The sequence below is a fragment of the Cereibacter changlensis JA139 genome (genome assembly GCF_003034985.1).
Lineage (GTDB): Bacteria > Pseudomonadota > Alphaproteobacteria > Rhodobacterales > Rhodobacteraceae > Cereibacter > Cereibacter changlensis.
This window is the reverse complement of the sequence record NZ_PZKG01000020.1, coordinates 1-21,122: the sequence shown is the minus strand read 5'-3', so window position 1 is coordinate 21,122 and position 21,122 is coordinate 1. Positions and strand designations below refer to the sequence as shown.

The following is a 21,122-nucleotide window of genomic DNA, read 5'->3' as shown; positions in this document are numbered from 1 at the left end:
CTGCCGCGGGTGGGTGAAGGACAGGACATGACAGACGATCTGGACGGCCGACTTGCCTTCATCGGGGTAAGCAAGGCGGAGCTTTCGGCGATGGCCCGGCACAGCGCGCTCATCTGCCGCGCTGTCGACCGCGGGCTGGAGACTTTCTACGCCAAGCTGGCGCAGACGCCGGAGCTGGAGGGGTTCTTCCCCGACGGCGCGCAGATCGACCACGCGCGCTCCATGCAGCGGATGCATTGGGGCAAGATCGCCGCCGGGCGGCTCGACGCCGACTACGTCGAGGAGGTGACCCGCGTCGGCAAGGTGCATGCGCGGATCGGCCTCGATCCGCGCTGGTATCTGGGCGGCTACGCGCTGATCCTCGGCGAGGTGGTGAAGGCGATGCTGCCGACGCTGGTGGGCGCGGGCGTCCTCGGCAGCCGGCGGACGCAGGAGGCGGGCGAGGTCATCGGCACGGTGCTCAAGGTCGCGCTGATGGACATGGATTACGGCATCACCACCTATCTCGACGCGCTGACCGCCGAGAAGCTGGCGTTGGAAGCGGAGCGACAGAGCCTCGCCACCGAACAGGCGCGCTCGCTGGGCGAGGCCTCTTCGGCGATGGAGGAGATCACCTCGGCGATCCGGCAGAACGCCGACAACGCGGCACAGACCGAGGAGAGGGCGGGGCGGGCGGTGGAGACCGCACAGCTGGGGGCCGAGGCGGTGCAGCAGGCGGTGGCGGCGATGCAGAACATCGCCAGTCAGGTGCTGCTGGTGCAGGAGATCGCCCGGCAGACCGACCTCTTGGCGCTGAACGCGGCGATCGAGGCGGCGCGGGCGGGGGAGCATGGCAAGGGTTTCGCCGTGGTCGCCGCCGAGGTGCGCAAGCTGGCCGAACGCTCGGCGCGCTCGGCGGGGGCGATCGGCAGCCTTTCGGCGCAGACGCTGGCGATGTCGGAGGAGGCCGACAGCCGGCTGCGCTCGCTGGTGCCCGACATCCGCCGCACCTCGGAGCTGGTCGCCGAAATCTCCGCCGCCTGCCGCGAGCAGACCATCGGGGTGGAGCAGATCACCGTGGCGATCCAGCGGCTGGACGACGCCGGGCAGGGGCTGGCGGGCGAGGAGGGCGGGCCGGCGCAGCATCGCCCCCAGCGCCGGCAGCCGGCGCGGCGGGCGGCACGGCTGGTCTGACTGGGGCAGCGATGGACGGCGGGAGCGGGGCAGAGCCGCTCCGAGCCGACGGCAACTCTTGCGGCTGGCGATCAGCGCCTCCCTCGCGCCGCGGCAAAGGGGGCTTGATGGCGGGGCAGAGGCCTCTGGTCTCCTCGGCAGGAGAGATGGTCCAACTGGAGCCATCCGGTGGGCGTGCCTGTCGCTGAGACCGCACTCCCCGGCAGTGGCCTTCAGAAATGCCACCGCCATCTTGCCCGTTGCACATCAACGCGCAACAGCGCTGACCAGCCCTGGCCGGGGCTCCAGGTGCAGCTTGCGCCTCGCCAGAATTGCGGCGGTGTGGATCGCTCTCAGTGCCGCTTGGGCGAGTCTGTCGTGATCTCCATCACCGTCGTCCGGTCGCCGGTCGTGCAGGCCGGATCCTTTGCCAGGGCCTCCGCCCATTCGGGCTCCTACATCCACGTGCGGGACGCCTTCCACCACAGTGCGGCCTCGGGCGAGAGGCTCGCGAGCCCAGGATTTACCGGAGGAACCTTTCCATCTGAGAATTTGGGGGGACGCACGCCTCGGTCTGTGCATACTTTGACTGGCGATTCTTCCAGGTTGCGTCGAGAGGGATTTCGGGCGCGTCCTTGGATGGCCGAGTCTTCGGTTGGGGGAAGCATGGTCTGGAGCCGTCTGGACTGGCATACGCCGGTCTTTCTCAATCTGCCGGGTGCTGCGGATCCCGAGCCTATCCTCGCTGTCGATGAGGCGAGTGAATTCCTCGCCAACCGCTGGCCGGCAGAGAAGACCGCCGTCTACTGGGAAGCGGCGAATCTTTGCAGACGATGCATCCACGGCCAGGTCGGGCCCCTGGAGGCCCGGGACGCGCTCGTCGCCGCGGCCGAGGAGGCGGGCATTCATATGGCAGCCTGAAGCAGCGGCGGTGCTCCGTTGCATGCCTCCTCCGACTTCCTCCTGCGCGGGCAGTGGTGGCAGGCGCGGGACATGCCGACGCGGAGGGAGCGCCGCCCCGAAGTTCTTTGGAGCCTTCCGCGTGTGATGGCCAGTCCTCGATCCAATCGGGGAGGTCCTCTGCACGAACGTCTTGCGTGAGGCGCCGTTACCCGCTTCCCGATCGGCGCCCGCCGCACGGCGGCATGATCGGCAGGCCGGCGGTCTCCGGCATCAACATCAGGGCGCGTGCCTGTGCTCGATGCATCGGCAGACGCTCCCCGGCATTCAGCGGCAAAAGGTCGTTTGGTTGTTGACTCCGCGGCGGGTCTGGGTAAAAGGCGGGCTTCAAGGATTTCGCGGGGGGCTTCGGCTCGCCGGCTGCAGGAGATACCATCATGGCGAAGCCGACGACGATCAAGATCCGGCTGAACTCGACGGCGGGCACCGGGCACTTCTATGTGACCAAGAAGAACGCCCGCACCATGACCGACAAGATGGTCGTGCGTAAGTACGATCCGGTCAAGCGCGAGCATGTCGAATACAAGGAAGGCAAGATCAAGTAAGATCTGCCGTCTGCGACAGCTGACAGGGCCGCGCCGTTTGTGCGCGGCTTTTTGTCGTTCGGAGGGACGATGGCCGAGGCTCCGGCGCTGCACTACCGGCGGGCCGGGCCGGGCGATCTGGCGGCGGTCGACGCCTTGCTGGCGCGGAGCTATGCGCGGCTGTTGAAGGCGGATTACCCGCCCTCGGTGCTGGTGACGGCGCTGCCGATCCTGTCGCGGGCGCGGCCGGAGCTGATGCGCAGCGGCAGCTACTGGGTGGCCGAGGCCGCAGGCGGGGCGCTGGTGGCGGCGGGCGGCTGGACGCCGCGCGGGGCCGGGGTCGGCGAGGTGCGGCATGTGGTGACCGATGCGGGCCATGTGCGGCAGGGGATCGGCGCGGGGCTGATGCGGGCGGTGATGGCGCAGGCGCGCGACGCGGGCGTCGGGCGGCTGGATTGTCTGGCCACGCGGACGGCGGCGCCCTTCTATGCGGCGCTTGGATTCGTGGCGCGGGGCGAGGTGGAGATCGCGCTGCGGCCCGGGATCGGGTTCCGGGTGGAGCGGATGGACTGCAGTCTTTGAAATGAAAAAGGGCCGGTCCTGCGACCGGCCCTTTCCGTTATCCGGGGCGAGGCGAGGTTACTCGCGGTTGCCCATGAAGTTCAGCAGGAACATGAACAGGTTGATGAAGTCGAGGTAGAGCTGCAGCGCGCCCATGATGGCGGCCTTGCCCAGCCACTCGCTGTCACCCATCTGCGCATGCTGCAGGTAGGTCGTCTTGATGTTCTGCGTGTCATAGGCGGTGAGACCCGCGAAGATCAGCACGCCGATGGCCGAGATGGCGAAGGCCAGCGCCGAGGAGGCGAGGAAGATGTTCACCACCATGGCGACCAGAAGGCCGATCACGCCCATCATCAGGAAGGTGCCGAGACCCGACAGGTCCTTCTTCGTGGTGTAGCCATAGAGCGAGAGGCTCGCGAAGGCGATGGCGGTCACGAGGAAGGTCTGCGCGATCGAGGCGCCGGTGAAGACGAGGAAGATCGAGCTGAGCGACAGGCCCATCAGCGCGGCATAGACATAGAAGAACAGCTGCGCCGAGGCGGTAGACAGCCGGTTGATCATCGCGCCGAAGGCGAAGACCATGATCAGCGGCAGGAACATGATCACCCATTTCAGCGGCGTCGCGTAGAGCAGCGCGCCGAAGTCGGTGAGGTAGCGGCCGTTGCTGAGCGCCATCTCGCCCGGAACGGTGGTGACCGCGAGGCCCGAGATGGCCCAGGCGGCGCCGCCGGTCAGCAGCATGCCGACGGACATCAGCCCGTAGACCTTGTTCATGTGGGCGCGCAGACCCTCGTCGATCACACCAGCCCGGGCGCCTGCGCCGACCGAACGGATATTCTGGTATTCAGCCATGAAGCTCTCCCTATCTGTTCAAAAAGTGTCCCCGGAGGGCCGGAGACACCGCTTGGGTTCAATATTGGGAAGGCTCCCCGGCAATTCAAGCGTTTCTGCCCGGAAGCGCCGGTTTATCTTGCCGCGGCTCAGCGCAGCCAGGTCGAGGGAACGTCCCAGAGAGGGCGGTCGGCTTCGGCCCGGGCCTGGGCGGGGGTGAGGCCGATGTCGGCGAGGGCCGCGGCGTCGAGCCGGGCGAGTTGCAGGCGTTGGCGGCGGGCGACGAGGGCGAGCCGCGCCGTCTTCAGCAGCCGCGCCAGGGTCCCGCCCTTCTGCACGCGCCCGAGGGTCAGCTGTGCGGTGTGAAGCGAGGCGAACATGGTTTTTCCTTTCAGGTTCAATACAGCGGTGACGAGCCGTGAGGGGCTGCAAATCACTTGATCATCATGCCCGAATCGCACACATTTGGAAAATGAATGGTTTTGACGTCTAGCATCAGGATCTGTGATATGGCGCGCAATCTCGACCTGACCGCGCTGCGCTCTTTCGTGGCCGTCGCCGATGCCGGCGGGGTGACGCGGGCGGCGGGCTTTCTCAACCTGACGCAATCGGCGGTGTCGATGCAGATCAAGCGGCTGGAGGAGGCGCTCGATCTGCCGCTGCTCGACCGCTCGGCGCGCAAAGTGGGGCTGACCGCCTCGGGCGAGCAGCTGCTGAGCTATGCGCGGCGGATGCTGTCCTTGAACGACGAGGTCTTCGGGCGGCTGACCCATGACGCCTTCGAGGGCGAGGTGGTGCTGGGCGTGCCGCATGACATCGTCTATCCGGCGATCCCGCAGGCGTTGCAGCGCTTCAACGCCGAATATCCGCGGATGCGGGTGACGCTCCTGTCCTCCTTCACCCGCGGGCTGAAGGCGCAGTTCGCCCGCGGCGAATGCGACGTGATCATGACGACAGAGGACGGGCTGGAGCCCGGGGGCGAGACCTTGGCGCAGCTGCCCTTGGTCTGGGTCGGGGCGCCGGGCGGCTCGGCCTGGAAACAGCGGCCGTTGCGGCTCGCCTTCGAGCACAACTGCATCTTCCGCACCGGGGTGCAGGCGGCGTTGGATGCGGCGGGGATCGGCTGGACCATGGCGGTGGAATCGGACAGCTCGCGCACCATCGAGGCCAGCGTCTCGGCCGATCTCGCGGTGCATGCGGCTTTGCTCGGGACCGAGCCGCCGCATATGGAGCGGATCCAGCACAATGGCGCCCTGCCGGACCTCGCGACGACCAAGGTGAACCTCTATGTCGCCGATCCGGCGCACAGCCCCGCCGTGCTGACGCTGGCCGAGCTGATCCGCCGCGCCTATGCCGGCGGGCGGACCGTGGCCTGAGCCTCAGGGCAGGATGACGACCTTGCCGGTGGCCTGACGCGAGCGCAGCAGCTCCATGCCCTCGGCGACCCGCTCCAGCGGCAGGCGGTGGCTGACATGCGGCGTGATCGCGCCCTCCGCCAGCCAGCCCATCAGCGTGCTGAGGCTTTCGGTCAGCGCCGCCGGGGCGAAGCTGAGATAGCCGCCCCAGTAGAGGCCGATGACGCTGAGGTTCTTCACCAAGAGGAGGTTGGCCGGGATCTGCGGCACGGTTCCGCCGGCGAAGCCGATGCAGAGCAGCCGCCCCTCCGGCCGCGTCGCGCGTAGGGCCTCGGTGAAGGCCTCGCCGCCGACCGGGTCATAGACCAGGTCGACCCCGCCGAGCGCCTTCAGCGCGCCGCGCAGGTCCGGGGCGTCGCTGTCGATCGTGATGTCGGCCCCGGCCTGCCGGGCGATCTCCAGCCGCTCCGGCCCGCGGGCGGAGGCGATGACCCGCGCCCCCATCCGCTTGCCGATCTCCACCGCGGCAAGCCCGACGCCGCCCGCCGCGCCCAGCACCAAGAGCGTCTCGCCGGGTTGCAGCCGCGCCTTGCGCTCCAGCGCCAGATGGCCGGTGCCATAGGCGATCTGCAGCGCGGCGGCCTGCTCGAAACCCACGGCCTCGGGCAACGGAAGGCAGCGCTCGGCCGGAAAGCAGCCCTGCTCGGCCAGCCCGCCATGGGTGCCGAAGACGGCGACGCGGCTGCCGATGGCCGGTCCCTGCATCCCGGGACCAAGTGCGGTGACCACCCCGGCCAGCTCCATGCCGAGGGTGTAGGGCAGGGCCGGATGCTCCTGATACTTGCCCTCCTGCTGCAGCAGATCGGCGAAATTCAGCGCGCAGGCGGCGATCTTCAGCCGGACTTCGCCGGGGCCGGGGTCGGGGACGGGGATGTCGGTCAGGGTCGGAGGGATGCCGATCCGGCTCAATTGAAAGGCGCGCATGGGTCACTTTCGGCAATCAAGAGAAGAGGTTTTGCCGCAATCAGGCGCTCCGCAGTCGTTTTGGCAAGCCGGCTGCGAAGATCTTTGCAAATTGCATAGGTTAAGCCGGTCGAGCTTCGCGATATGCGTTGCAAATCGCAAATCGGCCGTGGGGCGAGTCGGCGCGGGATGACGCTCCCTGCGGGCGATTCCCGCACGGTCGGCAAAGTCATTTCTCCACTTGTATAATTGGACATATCCAAAAAGACAGGTTCAAGGGGGGTTTTGCAGGAAATTGTGGATAACTCTTGGAATGCCGATTTTGGCACGGAATTTGCTTATAGGAAGGCAGGGACAGCAAATTATTGGAGCGAATTTATGAAACACCCCGTTGATGCACATGTGGGCAAACGGATCCGTCACCGTCGCTGGATGGTCGGCATGACTCAGCAGCAGCTGGCCGATTGCGTCGGGATCAAATTTCAGCAGATCCAGAAATACGAAACCGGGATGAACCGGGTCAGCGCCTCGCGCCTCTGGGACATCGCCGAGGCACTGGGCGTGTCGATCAGCTTCTTCTTCGAAGGTCTGGAAGGCGCGGGAGACGCCGCCCGTCAGGCCGAAGGCGACCGGATCACCGACAAGGAAGCGCTGGAACTCGTGCGGTCCTATTACGCGATCCCCGAGGCGCAGCGCCGCCGCCTGTTCGACCTGGCGCGCGTGCTGAGCGAGGCCGCCTAGCTGAGCCCGGAGGCGCCGCCCGAGGGCGACGCTTGACCCCGTGACCACGAGGCATTAGCGCCTTGTGAAAAAGGGGGCGACATGACCAGCATCGACCGGGCCGAACAGGCCGAACTGATTGCGACGGCAGCCGAACTTGCCGATGCCGCCCGCGAGGCCACGCTGATGCATTTTCGCAGCGTCGGTCTCGCGGCGGAGACCAAGGAAACCACCCATTTCGATCCGGTGACCATCGCCGACCGGCTGAGCGAGGAGCGCATGCGCGCCATCCTCGCTCTCCGCCGTCCGCAGGATGCGATTCTTGGCGAGGAGATGGGCGCGACCTCGGGCACCAGCGGCCTGACCTGGGTGCTCGACCCGATCGACGGCACGCGCTCCTATCTCTGCGGCACGCCGACCTGGGGGGTGCTGATCTCGGTCGCGGATGCGACGGGGCCGATCTATGGCCTGATCGACCAACCCTATATCGGCGAGCGCTTCGAGGGCGGCTTCGGCCGGTCGGAAATGACGGGGCCCCTGGGTCGGCGCAAGCTTGGCACGCGGGCGGCGCGGCCCCTGGCCGAGGCGATCCTGATGACCACCTTCCCGGAAGTCGGCACGCCCGAGGAGGGCGCGGCCTTCCGCAAGCTTGCCTCGCAGGTGCGGCTGACCCGCTACGGCACGGATTGCTACGCCTATGCGCTGGTCGCGGCGGGGCAGATCGATCTGGTGGTGGAGGCGGGGCTGCAACCCTATGACGTGCAGGCGCCGATGGCGGTGGTCGAGGCCGCGGGCGGGATCTTCACCGACTGGCAAGGGCGGCGCGATCCGCAGGGCGGGCGGGTGATCGCTGCGGCCAATGCGGAGATCCATGCGGCGGCGCTGGAGGTCTTGCGCGGCGCGTGAGGCTGGCGTCCGGGGGCTGTCTGCCCCCCCCCAGCCCGGCCATGGGCCGGGCGTTCTTCGCTTGAAATCCTCCACAGGAGGATTTCAATGCGCTCATCACCCCCGAGGATATTTTTCGACAGAAAATGGGCGGGTATGTCTGAGGTATTGATCCGGGGCGCGGAAGTTGTCGTGACCATGGACGGGGCGCGACGCGAGATTGCGGGCGGCGATGTGCTGGTCCGGGGCGGGGTGATCGCGGCCGTCGGGCAGGGGCTGACCTCGGCGGGGCGGGTCGTGGAGGCCAAGGGCTGCGTGGTCACGCCGGGGCTCGTCAACACGCATCACCATCTCTACCAGACGCTGACGCGGGCGGTGCCCGGCGGGCAGGATGCGCTGCTCTTCGGCTGGCTGAAGACGCTCTATCCGATCTGGGGGCGCTTCGGGCCGGAGGAGATCTTCGTCTCGGCTCAGGTCGGGCTGGCGGAGCTGGCGCTGTCGGGCTGCACGCTGACCTCGGATCATCTCTATCTCTATCCCAATGGCGCGCGGCTTGACGACACGATCGCGGCGGCGCGGGAGGTGGGGCTGCGGTTTCATCCGACACGGGGGGCGATGAGCATCGGCGAGAGCGCTGGCGGCCTGCCGCCGGATGCGCTGGTGGAGCGGGAGGCGGCGATCCTCGAGGACAGCATCCGGGTGGTGGATGCCTTTCACGACGCCTCCGAAGGCTCGATGCTGCGGGTGGGGCTGGCGCCCTGTTCGCCCTTCTCGGTCAGCCGCGACCTGATGCGCGAGGCGGCGCTGCTCGCCCGCGACAAGCGGGTGATGCTGCACACCCATCTGGCCGAGAATGACGAGGACGTGGCCTATTCGCTGGCGCAGTTCGGCTGTCGCCCGGGGCAATATGCCGAGGATCTGGGCTGGACCGGCCCGGATGTCTGGCACGCGCATTGCGTGAAGCTGGATGCGGGGGAGATCTCGCTCTTTGCCCGCAGCCGGACCGGGGTGGCGCATTGCCCCTGTTCCAACTGCCGTCTCGGCTCGGGCATCGCGCCGCTTCGGGCGATGCGGGATGCGCGGGTCCCCGTGGGGCTGGGGGTGGATGGCTCCGCCTCCAACGACGCGGGCAACCTGATCGGCGAGGCGCGGCAGGCGATGCTGTTGCAGCGGGTGGCGCGCGGGGCCGATGCGATGAGCGTCCGCGAGGCGCTGGAGGTGGCGACGCTGGGCGGGGCAGAGGTGCTGGGGCGGCCGGATTGCGGCTCGCTGGAGCCGGGCAAGCGCGCCGATCTGGCGATCTGGGATGTGTCCGGGATCGAGGCGGCGGGGGCCTGGGACCCGGTGGCGGCGTTGCTCCTTTGCGGGCCGACGCGGGTGCGGGATCTCTTCGTCGAGGGGCGGCAAGTGGTGGGCGATGGCCAGATGCGGACGCTCGACCTGCCGCGGGTGATCGAGCGGCAGCGGCAGCTGGCGCGGGCCTTGGCGCTCTGAGGCCTTGCGGGGCAGGGGGGCGAGCGGCTAGGAGACGGCAGAAGCGGTCCGGGGGAAGCCATGTCGCATGATTACGGGGCGCAGCGCGCCGATACCTACAAGACCTTCGCCGAAATCGGCAAGAACGAGTCCTGGCCGAAGAAGGCGGTCGTCGTCTTCCAGTTCTACCCCGAGGATATCGAGGCGAAGTGGGCGGCGGTGGAGAAGGCGCTGCGGGCCAAGGGCTTCCGCACCAGCCATGACGAGCATCTGCTCGACGCCCGCATCGGCCCGATCGACATCAACCCCGACGAGATCTGGCGCTACGAGCGCATGGCGACCGAGGCGGCGCTGCCCTTCGAGTTCTACCCGGAGGGCTGGGAGCTGGACGACTGAGCCACCGGCTTGCCCGCGATCCGCACATCGCGGATCGCCCGGTCGTCGCCCATCATGATGGTGGGGAACAGCGCCTGCCAGATGTCTCCGGCCCGCCGCGTCGCCTGTTCGATGGCGGGGGTGGAGGCGAGGTCGATCACCACCAGATCGGCCTCCATCCCGGGGGCGATGTTGCCGATCCGGCTTTCGGCATGCAGCGCCCGGGCGGAGCCCTGCGTCGCCAGCCACCAGAGCTGCGCCGGGTGCAGCGCATGGCCGCGCAGCTGGCCGACCTCATAGGCCGCAGCCATCGTGTGCAGCATGGAGAAGGACGACCCGCCGCCGGTGTCGGTGGCGAGCCCGACCCGCAGGCTGGTCGCCAGACCCATGTCGAAGAGCCCCGAGCCGATGAAGGTGTTCGAGGTCGGGCAATGGATCAGGCTCGCCCCGGCCTCGGCCAGCCGGTCCTTCTCGCGCTTGGTCAGGTGGATGGCATGGCCGTAGATCGCCCCCTCGCGCAGCAGGCCTTGCGTCTCGTAGGTGTCGAGGTAATCGCGCGACTGCGGGTGCAGCCCCTGCACCCAGTCGATCTCGTCCAGCTGCTCCGACAGATGCGTCTGCATCAGGCAATCCGGATGCTCGCGCCAGAGCGCGCCGAGGGCGGCGAGCTGTTCGGGCGTGGAGGTGGGCGAGAAGCGCGGGGTGATGACGTAGTTCAGCCGCCCGCGCCCGTGCCAGGCTTCGAGCAGGCGCTTGCTGTCGTCATAGGCGCTCTGCGCGGTGTCACGCAGGCCTTCGGGGGCGTTGCGGTCCATGCAGGTCTTGCCGGCATAGGCGCGCAGGCCGCGCGCCTCGGCGGCGGTGAAGAAGGCCTCGACGCTGCAGGGATGGATCGTGGCATAGCTGCAGACGGTGGTGGTGCCATGCGACAGCGTGAGATCGAAATAGCGGTTGGCGATCTCGGCCGCATAGGCCGGATCGGCGAAGCGCATCTCCTCGGGGAAGGTGTAGCTGTTCAGCCAGTCGATCAGCCGCTTGCCCCAGCTGGCGATGATCGCGGTCTGCGGGTAATGCACATGGGCATCGACGAAGCCCGCCGAGATCAGCGCCCGGCCATAGTCGGTCACCGGCGCCTGCGGATGCGCGGCGCGCAGCCGCCCCGCCGGACCCACATCGGCGATCCGCCCGTCCTTCACCAGCACGGCGCCATGGCTCTCGTGCCGGGCCGCGGCCTCGCCCTCGACGAAGGGATCGCCGGCGAAAGAGATCACCTGTCCCAGCAGCAGTTCGGCCATGCGTATCTCCTTCGTCGCGGCATCCGGCGCAGAGCCTAGCCCCTTTCGCGCCAATGGTAAATTTGCCTTGCGCCCCTGTTTATCCGATCCGCCTTTGGGTATGGTCGCGGCCAAACGGATCGGAGGCGGCATGGCTCAGCACGAAGCATCAGACGCGCGTGACGACGAGCTTCAGGGCCTGACCGGCCGCCGGGTCGATCTGATCCTCGACGCGGTCGAGGCGCGCGACACCGATGCGCTGTCCGAGCTTCTGGAACCGCTGCACCCCGCCGACATCGCCGACCTGCTGGAGCAGATCGGCCCGGTCGAGCGGCGCGGCCTGCTGACCCTCTGGTCGGGCGAGATCGACGGCGAGATCCTGTCGGAGATCAGCGATTCGATCCGCGAGGAGGTCATCGACTACCTGCCGCGGCACGTGCTGACCGAAGCCGTGCGCGAACTCGACACCGACGACGTGGTCGACATCCTCGAGGATCTCGAGGAGCCGCAGCAGGAGATCATCCTCGGCGCGCTGGAGATGGTCGACCGCGTGGCCGTCGAACAGGCGATGGCCTATCCGGAGTATTCCGCCGGCCGCCTGATGCAGCGCGAGGCGGTGGTGGCGCCGATGCACTGGACGGTGGGCGAGGCCATCGACTTCCTGCGCGCCAACGACCGGCTGCCGGACCAGTTCTACCACGTCATCCTCGTCGATCCGCGGATGAAGCCGCAGGGCTATGTCACGCTGGGGCGGCTCTTGTCGTCGCGGCGCGAGGTGAAGCTGACCGAGATCGAGGAGGAAAGCTTCCGCACCATCCGCGCCTCGCAGGAAGAGGCGGATGTGGCCTATATCTTCAACCAGTATCACCTGATCTCCTGCCCGGTGGTGGATGACAGCGACCGGCTGGTGGGCGTCATCACCATCGACGACGCGATGAACGTGCTGGACGAGGAGCACGAGGAGGACATCCTGCGCCTCGCCGGGGTGGGTGACGAGAGCTCGATCTCGGACGGGGTGTTCGACACTGTGAAGCAGCGCTTCCCCTGGCTCTTCGTCAACCTGCTGACCGCCAACATGGCGGCGCTGGTGATCGGCCAGTTCGAGGCGACCATCTCGGTCATCGTGGCGCTGGCGGCGCTGATGCCGATCGTGGCCTCGATGGGCGGCAATGCCGGCACGCAGGCGCTGACCGTGGCGGTGCGGGCGCTGGCGACGCGCGACCTGACCACCTCGAACGCCATGCGGGTGGTGAAGCGCGAGGCGGTGGTGGGGCTGCTGAACGGGCTCGGCTTTGCCATCATCATGGGCGGGATCGGCTGGCTCGGCTACGGCTCCGCCATGCTGGGCGTGGTGCTGGGGCTGGCGCTGATCGTCAACCTGCTGGTGGCGGCGCTGGGCGGCATCCTCGTGCCGCTGGGGCTGAACCGGATGGGGCTCGACCCGGCGCTGTCCTCGGGCACCTTCGTGACCACGCTGACCGACGTGATCGGTTTCTTCGCCTTCCTGGGCCTCGCCACGGTGATCCTGCTGTGACCGTCATCGCCGACAAGACCGAGGCGCGCCGCGCCGCCTTCGCCGCCCGCGCCGCAGCCCATGCCGCAGGGCAGGGCCAGGCCGCGCAACTGCTGGCCGACTGGCTCGTCCCCCATCGCGGCAAAGTGCTGGCGGGCTACATGGCGATGCGGACCGAGATCGATCCGACGCCGGCGATGGCCGCGCATGACGGCCCGGTCTGCGTGCCGGTGATCGTGGCCGCGGGCCAGCCGCTGCGCTTCCGCCAGTGGAGCCACGGCTGCCGCATGGTCGCCGGAACCTTCGGCGCGCTGGTGCCGGAGGAGGGGGCATGGCTCGAGCCCGAGGTGCTGATCGTGCCGCTTCTCTCCTTCGACCGGCGCGGCTTCCGGCTGGGCTATGGCGGCGGCTTCTACGACCGCACCCTCGAAGTGCTGCGCGCTAGGCATCCGGTGCTGGCGGTGGGTTTCGCCTATGCCGCGCAGGAGGCGCCCGAGGTGCCGACCGAGCCCACCGACCAGCCGCTCGACGCGCTGATCACCGAGAACGGCCCCTTCCCCCTTTCATCTTCGTGAAAATATCCCCGGGGGTGCGGGGGCAGGCAGCCCCCGCTGCTGTCCGCCGGGCTCACCGGGCGATCTTCTCGTCGCGCACGAACATGTTGTCCCAGGCCCGGTCGATCAGCTCCGGCGTCATCTGATAGGGCATGCCCTCGAATTCGCAGACCGAGATCATCTGGTCGATCAGGTAGACCGGCTGGTAATTGGCGTAATTGTTCTGGATCGTCGGGAACTTCACCTTCATCAGATGCAGCAGCGCCCGCTCGTCCAGCGGCATGTTCCGCTTGCGGGCGACCATGGCGAAGATCTTCAGGAAGTTCTCCTGGTTCGGTCCCTCGACCTTGATCTTGAAGAAGATCCGCCGCAGCGCGGCGCCGTCGAAGATCTCGTTCGGGTGGAAGTTGGTGGAGAAGATCACCAGCGTGTCGAAGGGCACGGTGAACTTCTCGCCCGATTGCAGGGCGAGGATGTCCTTGCTTTCCTCCAAGGGCACGATCCAGCGGTTCACCAGCTTCTGCGGCGGCTCGGCCTGACGCCCAAGGTCGTCGACGATGAAGATCCCGCCGGTGGATTTCAGCTGCAACGGCGCCTGATAGGTCCGCGCGGTGGGGTTGTAGGTGAGGTCGAGCATGTCGAGGCTCAGCTCGCCCCCGGTGATTACGGTGGGCCGCTCGCAATAGACATAGCGGTTGTCGAAGCGGTTCGAGGTGCGGCGCAGGCTGGTCGGGTCGTCCACCGCCGCCTCGGCCGAGCGGTGCACGATCGGGTCGTAGACGGTGATGACCTGCCCCGAATATTCCAGCGCCCGCGGCACATAGATCTTGTCGCCGAGCGCGTCGCGGATGCCGTTCGAGATCGACGACTTGCCGTTGCCGGGCGGGCCATACATCAGGATCGACCGGCCCGAGGTCACCGCGGGGCCGAGGTGGTCCAGCAGATTGTCCGGCAGGATCAGGTGCCCCATGGCGGCGGTCAGCTGCGCCCGCGTCAGCTTGAGGTTGCGCACCGACTGGCGCTTCACCTGTTTCTTGTAGACCTCCAGCGGCACCGGCATGGCGCCGAAATATTCCGACTGGCTCAGCGCGTCGAGCGCGCGGGCCTTGCCGAGGTCGGTCAGCTGGTAGCCCATCTCGTTGCCAGAGGTGGCGTGCAGCGTGCCCGTCGCCTCCAGCAGGCGCTGGCCGCGCGCCAGGTCCACCAGCTCCTGCGTCACCTGCACCGGCAGGCAGATCACCCGGGCGATCTCGGTCACCAGCTCGAGGTTCATGCGGAACATGGTCTTCAGCAGGATGTCGCGCAGCATCACCGGCGTGAGGCCGGTCTCGGCCATGCTGCGCGCGGCGGGCGGGGCGGTCACGCTGGGGGTCTGCAGGGTCATCGGATCACCTTGGCCGGGCTGCGGTAGGCTCAGGCGATGATCAGCGCCGTGAGCAGGTAGAAGATCAGCGTCCCGGCGAGGGCGAGCCCCATCGGGAAATCCTTGTGGGTCCAGCTGGCCCAATCGGCGGTGGCGCTGCGGAACGGTCCGATCAGGCCGAGCCCGCGATGGCTGACGAAGGCCGCCAAGAGGCAGGCGGCGAACAGCGCCAGCCCGAAGCGCAGGTCTCCCAGCGCGAAGAAAGGCGCCATGGCGGCGGCGAATTTCGCGTCGCCCGCCCCGACCAGCCGGGCCATGTTCAGCGCGAAGCCCACCGCCAGCACCGCCGCGAACTGGGTCCAGCGCCAGGCCCAGACCTCCAGCGGCAGGGCGAGCGGGCCGACCAGCAGGAAGACCGCCAGCAGGGCCAGCACCGCCTTGTTGGGGATCTTCATGAACTTCATGTCGCTCCACGCGACCCAGATGCCGATGGCCAGCGCGAAGGGCAGGAACCAGAGCGCCGTGACATGCGAGGTGGCGATCATCGAGTCCATGGTCAGTTCGTCACGCTGGCGTCGAGCGTTTCCAGGCTGCGCGCCGCCGCCTCGAAATACTGCGGATGGGTGTCGACCGCCTCCTGCATCAGCCCCTTGCCGACGGTCACGTCGCCCTGCTTCACCGCGGTCAGCGCCAGGGTGTAGAGCAGCTGCGCCCGCTCGGTCTGGGTCATCTGGATCACCGGCATGTCGTACTTGCGCTGCGCGCCACGGGCGAGGATCAGGTTGTTCTTTGAGGTGAAGAGCTTGGAATCATAGGTGATGGCCTCGAGGAACAGCCGCTCCGCCCCCGCCGCGTCGCCGCGGGTCAGCTTGGAATAGCCCCAGTTGTTCAGCACCCCCGAAGGCTTGGTGGTCAGGCCCGAGGCGATCTCGTAGAAGCTGTCGGCCTTGGTCCAATTCTTGTTGCTGTCGGCCACCATCGCCTCCAGCCGGTAGCGCTGGAAGGTCTCGTGCGTCGGCGGGATCCGGTTCAGCTCGGCCTCGGCGCGCTTCCACTCGTTGGCGCGGATCAGCGCCTCGGCATAGTCCACCCGGTCGTCATTGGTGGCGCCGGGGCTGGCGGCGACATCGGCCCAGATGGCGATCGCCTCGGAGGGCCGGTTGGCCCGCACCAGCGATTTCGCCAGCCCGCGCTTCAGGTCCACCCGCTCCGGCGCCTTGGCCGAGGCGCCGCGGAAATAGGCCACCGACTCGTCGGGCGAGCCGACGGTCAGCATGATGTCGTTCAGGTTGCTCTCGTCGATCACGTTCACGCTCTTCAGCGCGCGATCCACCTCGGCGTCCGAATTGCCTCTGCCGCAGGCGCTCAAGGAGGCCATGCCCGCAAGGCACAGCGCGATCAGGACAGGGTGGCGCATTCTGCGTCCTCTTTCTGCTCGGGGCCGGAATTCTGCACGGGACAGGACATCGTCAGAGCTGCGAGAGCAGCGCATATTCGCCCTGCCCACGCCGCACCAGAGAGAAGTCATGCCGTTCGTCCTCGCCGGTATAGGGGGTTTGCTCGGTCCTCGCGATGGCGAGCCGCAGATTTTCGCGGATGGAGTCCGTCGCGCCACTGTCCAGCCCGTAGGCCTGCTGGAACACCAGCCGCGCCTCGCCGATCTGGCCGCGTTCCATCAGCACCACGCCGAGATTGTTCACCGCCGGCACGAAGCTCGGGTCCAGCTCGATGGCGCGGCGCAACAGCTGCTCGGCCTGACCCAGCCGGCCGAGCTGCAGATTGGCCGAGCCGAGCGCCGAAAGCACGTCGACATTGATGCCCTGTTCGCCGGCGGCGCGCAGATAGGCCTTCAGTGCCAGCTCGTTCTCGCCCGCCGCCAGCAGCCGATGCCCGACCAGCAGCCCGTCGACGCCCTCGGCGCTGCCATCGGCGGCATAGGGCGCATTGCGGGCGGCCGCCTCGGGGGAAAGCCCGCCCCGGTCGCCACAGGCGGGGAGCAGGGCAAGCGCCGAAATCGTCAGCATCAGCGCGCGTCGCATGGGTCTCCTTCACTTGCCGCCGAGTTGCGTGGCGATCCCATGGATGGAAGGGCCGATCAGGATGATCATCAGCGGCGGCACGGTGAAGAGCATTGTGCCCAGCGTCAGCTTGGTCGGCAAGGTGTTTGCCTTCTCTTCCGCCCGCATCACCCGCTTGTCGCGCATCTCGGCGGAATAGACCCGCAGCGCCTCGGACATCGAGGTGCCGAAGGTCGCCGACTGGATCAGCGTGGTGACGAAGGAGGAGACATCGGGAATGCCGACCCGCTCGGCCATGTCCTTCAGCACCATCGTCCGCTCCTTGCCCGCCTTCACCTCATGCGAGACCGTCTCGAACTCCTCGCCGAGGGCGGGGTAGCCGACCGAGGTTTCCTTCGCGACGCGCAGGATCGACTGGTCCAGCGACTGCCCGGCCTCGACGCAGACCAGCATCAGGTCCAGCGCGTCGGGAAAGCCCTCGACGATCTGGTCATGCCGCTCCTGCGCCCGGCGCTTCACCCAGTAGATCGGCAGGTAGTAGCCGATGACGCCCGGCAGCAGGCTGTAGAGCAGCATCTGCTGCGTGGTCAGCGGCGCCTTGGTCTGGGCGATCATCGCATAGATCACCCCGGCCAGCAGGAAGCCGATCCCCAGCGCGAATTGCGAGGCGTGGAAGATCCGCACCGCGTTCTTGGCCTTGTAGCCCGCGCGCAGCATCTTCAGCCTTGAGGCGGTCAGCTCCTCGGCGTTCTGCGGTTCGAGGAAGGTGGCGAATTTCTCCAGCTTGTCGTCGCCGCCGGCCCGGCGCAGCTTCTGCTGCGCATCCACCGGCTTCGCCGCCTCGGTCTGCTGCCGGCGCAGCTTCTCGAAGGGCTCGGCCGGCCGCTTCAGCAGGAAGGGCAGCGTGCCGCCGATCAGCGCCAGCCCGAGAAAGCCCAGGGCGAACAGCGGCCCCATCGGGCCCATCAGGTCGGTCAGTGTCGTCTGCAGGCTGTTCAGCATGGTTCAGACCTTGATGTTGACCATGATCTTCATGAAGACCACGTTGGCGATGAGGAAGGCCCCGACGACCAGCGCCGCGGGGATGAAGGCGGGGCTTTCCTTCACCCCGTCGTAGTAATCCGGCTTCAGCACCGAGATCATCACCAGCGCAGCGATCGGGAAGCCCGAAAGGAACATCCCCGACCACTTGGCCTCGGCGGTGATCGCCTTGACCCGGCGGAACAGCTTGAACCGGGCGCGGATCACCTTGGCCAGCCCGGCGAGGATCTCGGCCAGGTTGCCGCCCGACTGCTGCTGGATGGTCACCGCCACCGCGAGGAAGCGCAGGTCCTGGCTCTCCATCCGCTCGGCGAAGGCTTTCAGGCATTCGGCCACATCGCGGCCATAGGCTGCTTCGTCGGCGATGACGCCGAATTCGGTGCCCAGCGGGTCCGCCACCTCCTTGGCGACGATGGCGATGGCCGAGGAGAAGGGGTGGCCGACCCGCAGCGAGCGCACCATCAGCTCAACCGCGTCGGGCAGCTGCTCTTCCAAGAGCGCCATGCGCTTCTTGGCCTTGCCGTTCACCCAGACATAGATGCCGCCGACGCCCATGGCGATGGCGACCGCGATCCGGACCGGCGTCTCGGCCGAGGTGCCGACCGTCAGGCCGAAATAGCTGAACACCGCCAGCACCCCCATCAGCCCGACCAGCGCCTTGGGCGAGAAGGCGATATTGGCCTTCTGCGCCTTGGCGGCAAGAATCGAGTAGAGCGGGATGCCCTTCACCTTCAGGTGCTGGCTCATCTCCTTGCGGAGCTGCTCCAGCACCTGTTCGCGGTTGTGGTTCTTTTCCAGCAGCGCGAGGCGGCGGCTCATCCGGCTGTTCAGGCTGATCGACTTGCCGAAGACGGTCAGGTAGATGCCCTCGACCAGCAGCAGCACGGCGACGAAGATCAGGATGTAGATGATGGGGGCGGCGCTGATCTGCATGCTCTGCCTCAGAAGACCGGTTCATAGATGCTGGCCGGCAGGTCGTAGCCCCATTGCCGGAAGCGGTCGGAGTAATGCGAGCGCACGCCGCTGGCGTTGAAGCGGCCGATGATCTTGCCGTTCGGCTCCATCCCCAGACGCTCGTAGCGGAAGATCTCCTGCATCGAGATCACGTCGCCCTCCATCCCGGTGATCTCGGTGATCGACACCATGCGGCGCGAACCGTCCTGCAGGCGCGAGGCCTGCACGATCAGGTTGACGGCCGAGGCGATCTGGGCGCGCACCGCCTTGATCGGCATCTCGATCCCGGCCATGGCGATCATGTTCTCCAGACGGCTGATGCCGTCGCGGGCCGAGTTGGCGTGGATCGTGGTCATTGACCCGTCATGGCCGGTGTTCATCGCCTGCAGCATGTCGATGACCTCCTCGCCGCGGGTTTCGCCGACGATGATCCGGTCGGGTCGCATCCTGAGCGCGTTCCGGAGACAGTCGCGCTGGGTGACGGCGCCCTTGCCCTCGACGTTGGCGGGGCGGCTTTCCATCCGGCCGACATGGACCTGCTGCAGCTGGAGTTCCGCGGTATCCTCGATGGTCAGGATGCGCTCGGAGTTGTCGATGAAGGACGAGAGCGCGTTCAGCGTCGTCGTCTTGCCGGACCCGGTGCCGCCCGAAACGATCACGTTCAGCCGCGTCGCCACCGCCGCCTGCAGATAGGCCGCCATCTCCTCGGTGAAGGCGCCAAAGCGTACCAGATCGGGGATGCCGAGCTTGTCCTTCTTGAACTTGCGGATCGACACCAGCGACCCGTCCACCGCGATCGGCGGCACCATGGCGTTGAAACGGCTGCCATCGGCCAGACGGGCGTCGACGTAAGGGTTTGACTCGTCGACCCGCCGCCCCACCGCCGAGACGATCTTGTCGATGATCCTCAGGAGGTGGCGCTCGTCCTTGAAGGTGATGTCGGTCAGCGTCAGCTTGCCGTTGCGCTCGACGAAGATCCGGTTCGGCCCGTTGACCAGGATGTCGTTGACCGTCTCGTCCTTCAGCAGCGGCTCCAGCGGGCCGAGACCCATCACCTCGTCATAGAGCTCCTGGAACAGGATGGTGCGGTCTTCCTTGTTCAGGGCGACGCTCATCTCTTCCAGCGCCTCGGTGGCGATGGCGGCGATCTCGGAGCGCAGGTTGGCCTCGGTGGCATGTTCCAGCGCGGCGAGGTTGAGGTTGTCCAGCAGCCGGCGGTGCAGCTCCCCCTTCAGCTCCATCAGCCTTTCCTTGCGCTTCCGCTCCTTGTCGGCGGCGACGACCTCGGCCGGCGCGCGGGGCGGGGCGACGGGGCGCTGCTGCATCATCGACTTGGCCGCCGGCGCGGGCGCCGCGGCCGGGGTCGCCGCCCCGACGGGCGCGAGCGGAACGTCTTTCGCGGCGGGCGCGGATTTCTTGTAGCGCGAAAACATCTCGATATGCCCCTTGCCGCGAACGGTCAGCGTTTGCCGGTCTCGACGGATTTGTTCAGGTCGTGCAGCGATTTCGCCAGCTTCTGCAACTCGCGGCGCAGCGGGTTCTTGGCGGCGGTTTCCGACAGCGGCAGGCCGTGGTCATTGGCTTGGGTCACCGCCACGCCGCCGTCGGGCAGCTGGATCTCGATGTCGATCGACAGGCTTTCCGCCATCCGCTTCACCCGGCTCTTGGCCGAGAGATCGGTGAAGCGCGGCGCGCGATTCAGCACGTAGCGCAGCTTCTCGTGCGGCAGGCCCTCGGCCTTCAGCGCCCGCACCAGCCGCAGCACGTTCTGCGCCGAGCGCAGGTCGAGCTCCATCAGCCCGAAATACACATGCGCCCGGGTCAGCACCGTCTCGGTCCAGGCGACGACGGTGGTCGGCATGTCGATCACCACGAAGTCGAAATTCGCCTGCGCCATGTCCAGCAGCCGGGCGATGTCCTCGGCGCCGACGATGTCGAGCGGCAGCATCTCGGTCGGGGCGGTGAAGACATGCAGCCGGTCGTTGAAGGTCAGCATGGCCTGCAGGAAGCTGTCGCTGTCGGCGCTCGCCGTGTCCGACAGGATGTCGAACACCGCCTCGCGCCGCGGCAGGTCCAGATAGGTCGCCGCCGCGCCATACTGGAAGTCGAGGTCAATGAGGCAGACCCGCGGCCCGTCGGTCTTCGAGACGGTGGCCAGCTCCCAGGCGAGGTTGCAGGCGAAGGTGCTGGCGCCGACGCCGCCCGACAGCCCGTGCACCGGCAGCAGCACGCCGTCGCGGTCGCCCTTGGCCTTGAAGGCCGGGGCCTGCGGCGCGCCGGTCTCCACAGGCGCCGGGGTCTCGGCGCGGGGCAGGGGGGCGGCGGGCTTGCGCACCCGGGCGATGGCCTCGTGCAGCGCGCCATTCGGCAGCGGGTAGGGAACGAAGTCGTCGGCCCCGAGCCGCAGCAGCTGGTGCAGCGCCACCGGGCTGACCCGGTCGGCGATCAGCACGATCCTGATGTCCTTGGCCTTGGCCTTGGCGATGACCTCGGTGATCCGGCCCAGATCGGCCTCGTCCTCGCCATCCACGGCGATGGCGACGAAATCGAGCATCTTCGACTCGAGCTGGTCCAGGAAGAGCAGCGCATCCTCGAAGGTCAGGTCG

General features: G+C 67.6%; 23 protein-coding genes. 11 read left to right on the top strand and 12 right to left on the bottom strand.

What is annotated here, in order from left to right; translation table 11 throughout:
* The first annotated feature begins 27 nt into the window (after window positions 1-27).
* From C5F48_RS26370 to C5F48_RS06655, 4 genes are all read left to right on the top strand, one after another.
* A complete protein-coding gene (locus C5F48_RS26370; RefSeq protein WP_107663133.1) occupies window positions 28-1,173 on the top strand; it encodes a globin-coupled sensor protein in 1,146 nt (381 codons plus the stop codon).
* A 618-nt stretch (window positions 1,174-1,791) separates the two neighbouring features.
* Entirely contained in the window at window positions 1,792-2,073 is a 282-nt protein-coding gene (locus C5F48_RS06665; RefSeq protein WP_107663132.1) for a DUF982 domain-containing protein, read from the top strand.
* A 416-nt stretch (window positions 2,074-2,489) separates the two neighbouring features.
* Window positions 2,490-2,657 carry a 50S ribosomal protein L33 gene (gene rpmG, locus C5F48_RS06660; protein WP_002722806.1) on the top strand — a complete coding sequence of 56 codons (168 nt, stop codon included), beginning with the start codon at window positions 2,490-2,492 and terminating at the stop codon, window positions 2,655-2,657.
* A 69-nt stretch (window positions 2,658-2,726) separates the two neighbouring features.
* Complete coding sequence (locus C5F48_RS06655) at window positions 2,727-3,218, top strand: GNAT family N-acetyltransferase (RefSeq protein ID WP_107663131.1); 492 nt, start codon at window positions 2,727-2,729, stop codon at window positions 3,216-3,218.
* A gap of 57 nt (window positions 3,219-3,275) precedes the next feature.
* Here C5F48_RS06655 and C5F48_RS06650 read toward each other — a convergent pair whose 3' ends face one another.
* Window positions 3,276-4,049: a Bax inhibitor-1/YccA family protein gene (locus tag C5F48_RS06650; RefSeq protein ID WP_107663130.1), complete on the bottom strand. Its 774-nt coding sequence runs from the start codon at window positions 4,047-4,049 to the stop codon at window positions 3,276-3,278.
* 128 nt (window positions 4,050-4,177) lie between these two features.
* The gene (locus tag C5F48_RS06645) at window positions 4,178-4,408 is read right to left on the bottom strand and encodes a YjiS-like domain-containing protein (RefSeq protein ID WP_107663129.1); all 231 of its coding nucleotides are present in this window, start codon (window positions 4,406-4,408) and stop codon (window positions 4,178-4,180) included.
* A 129-nt stretch (window positions 4,409-4,537) separates the two neighbouring features.
* Here C5F48_RS06645 and C5F48_RS06640 point away from each other — a divergent pair, with 129 nt between their 5' ends.
* A complete protein-coding gene (locus tag C5F48_RS06640; RefSeq protein WP_107663128.1) occupies window positions 4,538-5,404 on the top strand; it encodes a LysR family transcriptional regulator in 867 nt (288 codons plus the stop codon).
* A gap of 3 nt (window positions 5,405-5,407) precedes the next feature.
* Here C5F48_RS06640 and C5F48_RS06635 read toward each other — a convergent pair whose 3' ends face one another.
* Window positions 5,408-6,367 carry an NADPH:quinone oxidoreductase family protein gene (locus tag C5F48_RS06635; RefSeq protein WP_107663127.1) on the bottom strand — a complete coding sequence of 320 codons (960 nt, stop codon included), beginning with the start codon at window positions 6,365-6,367 and terminating at the stop codon, window positions 5,408-5,410.
* 357 nt (window positions 6,368-6,724) lie between these two features.
* On the opposite strand from C5F48_RS06635, the gene C5F48_RS06630 reads away from it, so the two are divergent.
* The 4 genes from C5F48_RS06630 to C5F48_RS06615 all read left to right on the top strand — a co-directional run bounded on the left by C5F48_RS06630 (window position 6,725) and on the right by C5F48_RS06615 (window position 9,820).
* On the top strand, window positions 6,725-7,087 hold the full coding sequence (locus tag C5F48_RS06630) for a helix-turn-helix domain-containing protein (RefSeq protein WP_107663126.1): 363 nt from the start codon (window positions 6,725-6,727) through the stop codon (window positions 7,085-7,087).
* A gap of 81 nt (window positions 7,088-7,168) precedes the next feature.
* On the top strand, window positions 7,169-7,972 hold the full coding sequence (locus tag C5F48_RS06625; RefSeq protein WP_107663125.1) for an inositol monophosphatase family protein: 804 nt from the start codon (window positions 7,169-7,171) through the stop codon (window positions 7,970-7,972).
* A gap of 135 nt (window positions 7,973-8,107) precedes the next feature.
* Window positions 8,108-9,445, top strand: coding sequence for an 8-oxoguanine deaminase (locus tag C5F48_RS06620; protein WP_107663124.1), 1,338 nt, complete (start codon window positions 8,108-8,110; stop codon window positions 9,443-9,445).
* A gap of 60 nt (window positions 9,446-9,505) precedes the next feature.
* Entirely contained in the window at window positions 9,506-9,820 is a 315-nt protein-coding gene (locus C5F48_RS06615) for a hypothetical protein (protein WP_107663123.1), read from the top strand.
* On the opposite strand, the gene guaD is transcribed toward C5F48_RS06615, so the two are convergent.
* Window positions 9,790-11,094, bottom strand: coding sequence for a guanine deaminase (guaD, locus tag C5F48_RS06610; protein ID WP_107663122.1), 1,305 nt, complete (start codon window positions 11,092-11,094; stop codon window positions 9,790-9,792). The two genes, C5F48_RS06615 and guaD, sit on opposite strands and share 31 nt — an antisense overlap.
* A 130-nt stretch (window positions 11,095-11,224) precedes the next feature.
* Here guaD and mgtE point away from each other — a divergent pair, with 130 nt between their 5' ends.
* Together mgtE and C5F48_RS06600 are read left to right on the top strand one after the other, a co-directional pair.
* Window positions 11,225-12,607, top strand: a complete 1,383-nt coding sequence (gene mgtE / locus C5F48_RS06605; RefSeq protein WP_107663121.1) for a magnesium transporter — start codon at window positions 11,225-11,227, stop codon at window positions 12,605-12,607.
* A complete protein-coding gene (locus C5F48_RS06600; RefSeq protein ID WP_107663120.1) occupies window positions 12,604-13,161 on the top strand; it encodes a 5-formyltetrahydrofolate cyclo-ligase in 558 nt (185 codons plus the stop codon). Before mgtE ends, C5F48_RS06600 begins: the two co-directional genes overlap by 4 nt.
* Window positions 13,162-13,213: 52 nt before the next feature.
* Here C5F48_RS06600 and C5F48_RS06595 read toward each other — a convergent pair whose 3' ends face one another.
* The 8 genes from C5F48_RS06595 to C5F48_RS06560 form a co-directional block, all read right to left on the bottom strand.
* Window positions 13,214-14,524 carry a DUF8689 domain-containing protein gene (locus C5F48_RS06595; RefSeq protein WP_107663119.1) on the bottom strand — a complete coding sequence of 437 codons (1,311 nt, stop codon included), beginning with the start codon at window positions 14,522-14,524 and terminating at the stop codon, window positions 13,214-13,216.
* 29 nt (window positions 14,525-14,553) lie between these two features.
* The gene (locus C5F48_RS06590; protein WP_107663118.1) at window positions 14,554-15,057 is read right to left on the bottom strand and encodes a prepilin peptidase; all 504 of its coding nucleotides are present in this window, start codon (window positions 15,055-15,057) and stop codon (window positions 14,554-14,556) included.
* A gap of 2 nt (window positions 15,058-15,059) precedes the next feature.
* Window positions 15,060-15,920: a tetratricopeptide repeat protein gene (locus tag C5F48_RS06585; RefSeq protein WP_107663117.1), complete on the bottom strand. Its 861-nt coding sequence runs from the start codon at window positions 15,918-15,920 to the stop codon at window positions 15,060-15,062.
* A gap of 52 nt (window positions 15,921-15,972) precedes the next feature.
* Window positions 15,973-16,542, bottom strand: coding sequence for a tetratricopeptide repeat protein (locus C5F48_RS06580; RefSeq protein WP_107663116.1), 570 nt, complete (start codon window positions 16,540-16,542; stop codon window positions 15,973-15,975).
* 9 nt (window positions 16,543-16,551) lie between these two features.
* A complete protein-coding gene (locus tag C5F48_RS06575; protein WP_107663115.1) occupies window positions 16,552-17,523 on the bottom strand; it encodes a type II secretion system F family protein in 972 nt (323 codons plus the stop codon).
* 3 nt (window positions 17,524-17,526) lie between these two features.
* Window positions 17,527-18,495 carry a type II secretion system F family protein gene (locus tag C5F48_RS06570; RefSeq protein WP_107663114.1) on the bottom strand — a complete coding sequence of 323 codons (969 nt, stop codon included), beginning with the start codon at window positions 18,493-18,495 and terminating at the stop codon, window positions 17,527-17,529.
* 8 nt (window positions 18,496-18,503) lie between these two features.
* Window positions 18,504-19,949 carry a TadA family conjugal transfer-associated ATPase gene (locus C5F48_RS06565; protein ID WP_107663113.1) on the bottom strand — a complete coding sequence of 482 codons (1,446 nt, stop codon included), beginning with the start codon at window positions 19,947-19,949 and terminating at the stop codon, window positions 18,504-18,506.
* A gap of 26 nt (window positions 19,950-19,975) precedes the next feature.
* On the bottom strand, window positions 19,976-21,122 hold a 1,147-nt coding region (locus C5F48_RS06560; RefSeq protein ID WP_107663112.1), incomplete at its 5' end, for a CpaE/TadZ family protein.